Here is a 3,883-nt window from a genome sequence, read left to right as displayed (position 1 = left end):
AAAGAATTTAAAATCAAATAAAAGTATGAAAGTACATACTACTTTAGTAGTAGTAATCAATTATATTACAATTAAAATTTATCCCCCGCTGATTAAAGGTTCCCTTTATGTGATTAGAAAATTCTTTTTATTTAAGAAGGAATAAATATTAAATAAAGCTAAATAAACAGTGTACGTATTTATAGGGGAGAAGATGTAAATGAAAGTTGTTATAAAAAAATTACCACCATTAGAAGTAGCGTATATAAGACGAACTGGTAGCTACTTTGAACCGCAAAATCACTGGGGAAAGTTACTGAACTGGTCAATTGAAAATAACCTTTATCCACCAGAGCAATCATTTATCGGAATATCATTAGATAATCCTGAACTTGTTGCAAGTCATAAGTGCCGGCATGATGCATGTGTTACGATTCCTGAAAACTTCGATAAAGAAAAGTATCAGGATGTGCAATTTAAAAGATTAGATGGAGGTACATATGGTCTATACCAGTTCTATGGTGAACCTCATAAATTAAGTGAAGCGTATCAATACATGTATGCAGAGTGGCTACCAAATAGTGAGTATGATGCAGATTATGATAGAGATAATTTAGAGTTTTGCTTAAATAATGTTCCTGAAGATTTAGAAGGAAAGTTAAAGGTTGATTTATTTGTGGCTTTAAAATGAAATTGGAATAGTAGTGAAAGAAAATCTTTTTTCGAAGATAATATTTCTAGCGTAGGAATTTAAGTATGTAGGTTGCAATGAAAGGAGAATCCACATGGATACATTTGTAAATAACAAGTTTTATGAAACGAGAAATCAATTAGTTGAGGAAATTAATTTGTTGAGTGATGCTCAATTTAATAGGAAACCAGATAAGGATAAATGGAGTATTGCACAAGTTTGTCATCATTTAGTTTTATTAGATGAGAGAATTATAACAGTTATTTCGTCAGGATTAAAAAAGTTAGATAGTACCCAAAATGAGCGTAAAGAAATTCACACTATTTTATTAGATAGAACGAAAAAGTTTATAGCACCAGAAATGATTGAACCAAGTATAGAACCATTTGAAGTGCTGCAAATGGTTGATTTGTTAAACGACTCTAGAAAAGAATTGATGCGTTTTCTGAGTACAATAGAAGATGAATCTAAATTAGTAAAAAAATCAGTGATGCATCCAGCTCTTGGAGAATTATTTCTTGATCAGTGGATAGAATTAATCTATTTGCATGAACAGCGTCATATAGAACAAATCAAAGAGATAAAATTGCTTTGTGAAATTGAAAAGTAAAAATCATTCCCTGTTTATTGATGCGTATTATAAACAGGGGAAACGATTGATTCATATTGATTCAGAAGAAAACAAAAATAGAATGAAATTAGTTGAAAGTAACCAATAAGCTTAAGAAAATATAAAACTATCCGATTTTCTGTATAAGTGTAACCCCGTCTTAAATGAAGAGCGGGGTTATTTTTTTTGAAAGTGTTTTTATTTAGAAGGAAATAAATCAGCAACGAAATTCAAAAAATTAATCATCATAACATATTGTATATGCACGTTTTAATAAATTGAAATGATAATGAATGATATGTCCTTATTTTGAAAGTACACTTCACACCCTTAAGGAAGGGGTATTCTGTCAGGAAACGATAAAATACAATTCTGTTAGGGGATGTATGCAATTTATTCTCTTTATTTTTGCAACAGAACCACCTTCAAAATTATCTTTTGTAGTTGAAGTTTCCCGAATAATAAGTTACATTTTTAAAGTTCAAACAACTTTACGAAAGTACAAAAAGGGGAGAAATATTATTATTATGAAAAAAATGAAATGGAAGAACTATGTATGTTACTTTGTAATTCTATTACTGCTCGGAACAGCAGTAATAGTCAAACCACCTATCTCTAAGGCTGAGGAATCTGAAGTTAATATTACATTGTTAGGTACTGCAGATATTCATGGCAGATTTATGCCTTGGGATTATGCGCTTGATGGAGCAAATATGAGTGGAAGTTTGACGCAGCTTTATACGGTTATAAAGAAGGTCCGTCAAGAAAATCAAAATACCATATTAGTAGATGCCGGGGATACAATTCAAGGAAACTCAGTAGAATTATTCAACGATAAGCCACAATCGCCAATGATGGTAGCGATGAATACAATGGGATATGACGCCTGGGCATTTGGAAATCATGAATTCAACTTTGGATTAGATACATTGAAAAAAGTTAGTGAGCAATATAAGGGAAAAACGCTAGCAGGAAATATTTATAAGGAAAATGGAGAGCGCTTTCTTCCTGCATATACAATTGTAGAAAAAGGTGGAATTAAAGTTGGGATTATTGGTATGAATACACCAATGATTAGTGATTTTGAAAAAGGGACAGATCACTTAAATGGTTTAGTGGTGAAAAATCCGGTAGAAGAGACGAAAAAGGCAATTAAGGAATTAGAAGGTAAAGTAGATGTAATGGTAGGAGTTATGCATATGGGACTAGAAAATGAGAACGGTATCCCTGGTACTGGTGTACAAGATATTGCAAATGCTTGTCCGGAACTAAGTGCTATTTTTGCGGCTCATATGCATAAACTTGTAAAAAAAGAAGTTGTAAATGGCGTAATTATTACAGAACCAGATAAATATGGAACACATATTTCACGTATTGACCTTACTTTTACAAAGCAAGATGAGAAGTTGGTTTTAAAAGATAAAACTGCTACCGCTATACCTGTAAAAAATGCTGATGGAACAACGATATTATCTGACTCTACACTTGAAGAAACACTAACACCTTTTCACGAATATGCGAGAGGAGATGCAAATGTTGTAGTCGCTCAATTAAAGGGTAGAAATCTTGTTCCTGAAAATGAAATAAAGGGTATCCCAAGTGTTCAGATTCAAGAAACACCTTTATCAGATTTCTTTCATGAAGTCATGCTCTACTACAGTAAAGCAGATGTAGTAGCCCATCAAATTGATAATGATTATGCCCGTTTGGATACAGGTCCTATTAAGAAAAAAGATATTGCGTATAATTACCAATATGCCTTGGGAGAGATTACAGTATATAAGATTTCTGGAAAAGATTTAAAAGACTATATGGAATGGGCAGCAGGATATTTTAACTCATCTCGTGCCGGAGATGTAACCGTTAGCTTTGATAAAACCCGCCGTGCATCTAAATACAGTACGAACGATTTCTTTGGAGGCGTAAAATACGAAATTGACTTAACAAAACCATACGGAAGTAGAATTACAAATTTACGCTCTATTCGTACAAACAAACCAATCAAAATGAGCGATGTTATGACGCTGGGAATGAATGCATACAGAATGGAGGCTCTTCAGGCAAAAGGAGGAGCTTTAGAGGGGCGTAAGTTTGAACAAATTTGGTCATCTAAACAAGAGAATGCATTTGGAGAAACAGGTGGAACCATTCGTAACCTTGCTATTACATATTTAAAAGAGGTAAAGAACGGTGTATACACGCCAAAAGTTATGCGTAATTGGAAAATTACTGGTGTAGATTTACATTCTTCAGAGCATAAGGCTGTAGTTGATCTTGTGAATAAAGGGATTTTAGAAATTCCAAAAACAGAAGACGGAAAATACACAAATATAGCATCTATAAATACGAAAGACTCAATTTCAAAAGAAGAGATTGTAGCACTCGCACAAAAAGCAAATATTAATCCAAATGAGTTTAATCATGCAAAGACAAAAGGTGAATTTTATAAAAAACTTAATAGGATTACTAAAAAAATATAAATTATAAGGTTTCTTATAGTAATTGTTATTTTAATAGTATGAAACCCACTCTTAAAATAGTAAAGAGTGGGTTTTTATGTTGTTATTTAGAGGTAAGTATACTTTTATTACAATGAATATAGA

The 3,883-nt window shown here is 32.3% G+C and carries 3 protein-coding genes; all 3 read left to right on the top strand.

The window, feature by feature from the left end; genetic code table 11:
* Window positions 1-199: 199 nt before the first annotated feature.
* The 3 genes from DN403_RS23345 to DN403_RS23335 all read left to right on the top strand — a co-directional run bounded on the left by DN403_RS23345 (window position 200) and on the right by DN403_RS23335 (window position 3,760).
* Complete coding sequence (locus DN403_RS23345) at window positions 200-670, top strand: AraC family transcriptional regulator (protein WP_000869619.1); 471 nt, start codon at window positions 200-202, stop codon at window positions 668-670.
* A gap of 94 nt (window positions 671-764) precedes the next feature.
* The gene (locus DN403_RS23340; protein WP_000379381.1) at window positions 765-1,280 is read left to right on the top strand and encodes a DinB family protein; all 516 of its coding nucleotides are present in this window, start codon (window positions 765-767) and stop codon (window positions 1,278-1,280) included.
* 527 nt (window positions 1,281-1,807) lie between these two features.
* Entirely contained in the window at window positions 1,808-3,760 is a 1,953-nt protein-coding gene (locus tag DN403_RS23335) for a bifunctional metallophosphatase/5'-nucleotidase (RefSeq protein ID WP_098437262.1), read from the top strand.
* Window positions 3,761-3,883 lie beyond the last annotated feature (123 nt).

The organism is Bacillus sp. AY2-1 (genome assembly GCF_008368965.1).
In the GTDB taxonomy this organism is placed as follows: Bacteria; Bacillota; Bacilli; order Bacillales; family Bacillaceae_G; genus Bacillus_A; species Bacillus_A thuringiensis_S.
Note: the sequence above shows the minus strand (reverse complement) of the source record. Positions and strands in the feature narration are given on the sequence as shown.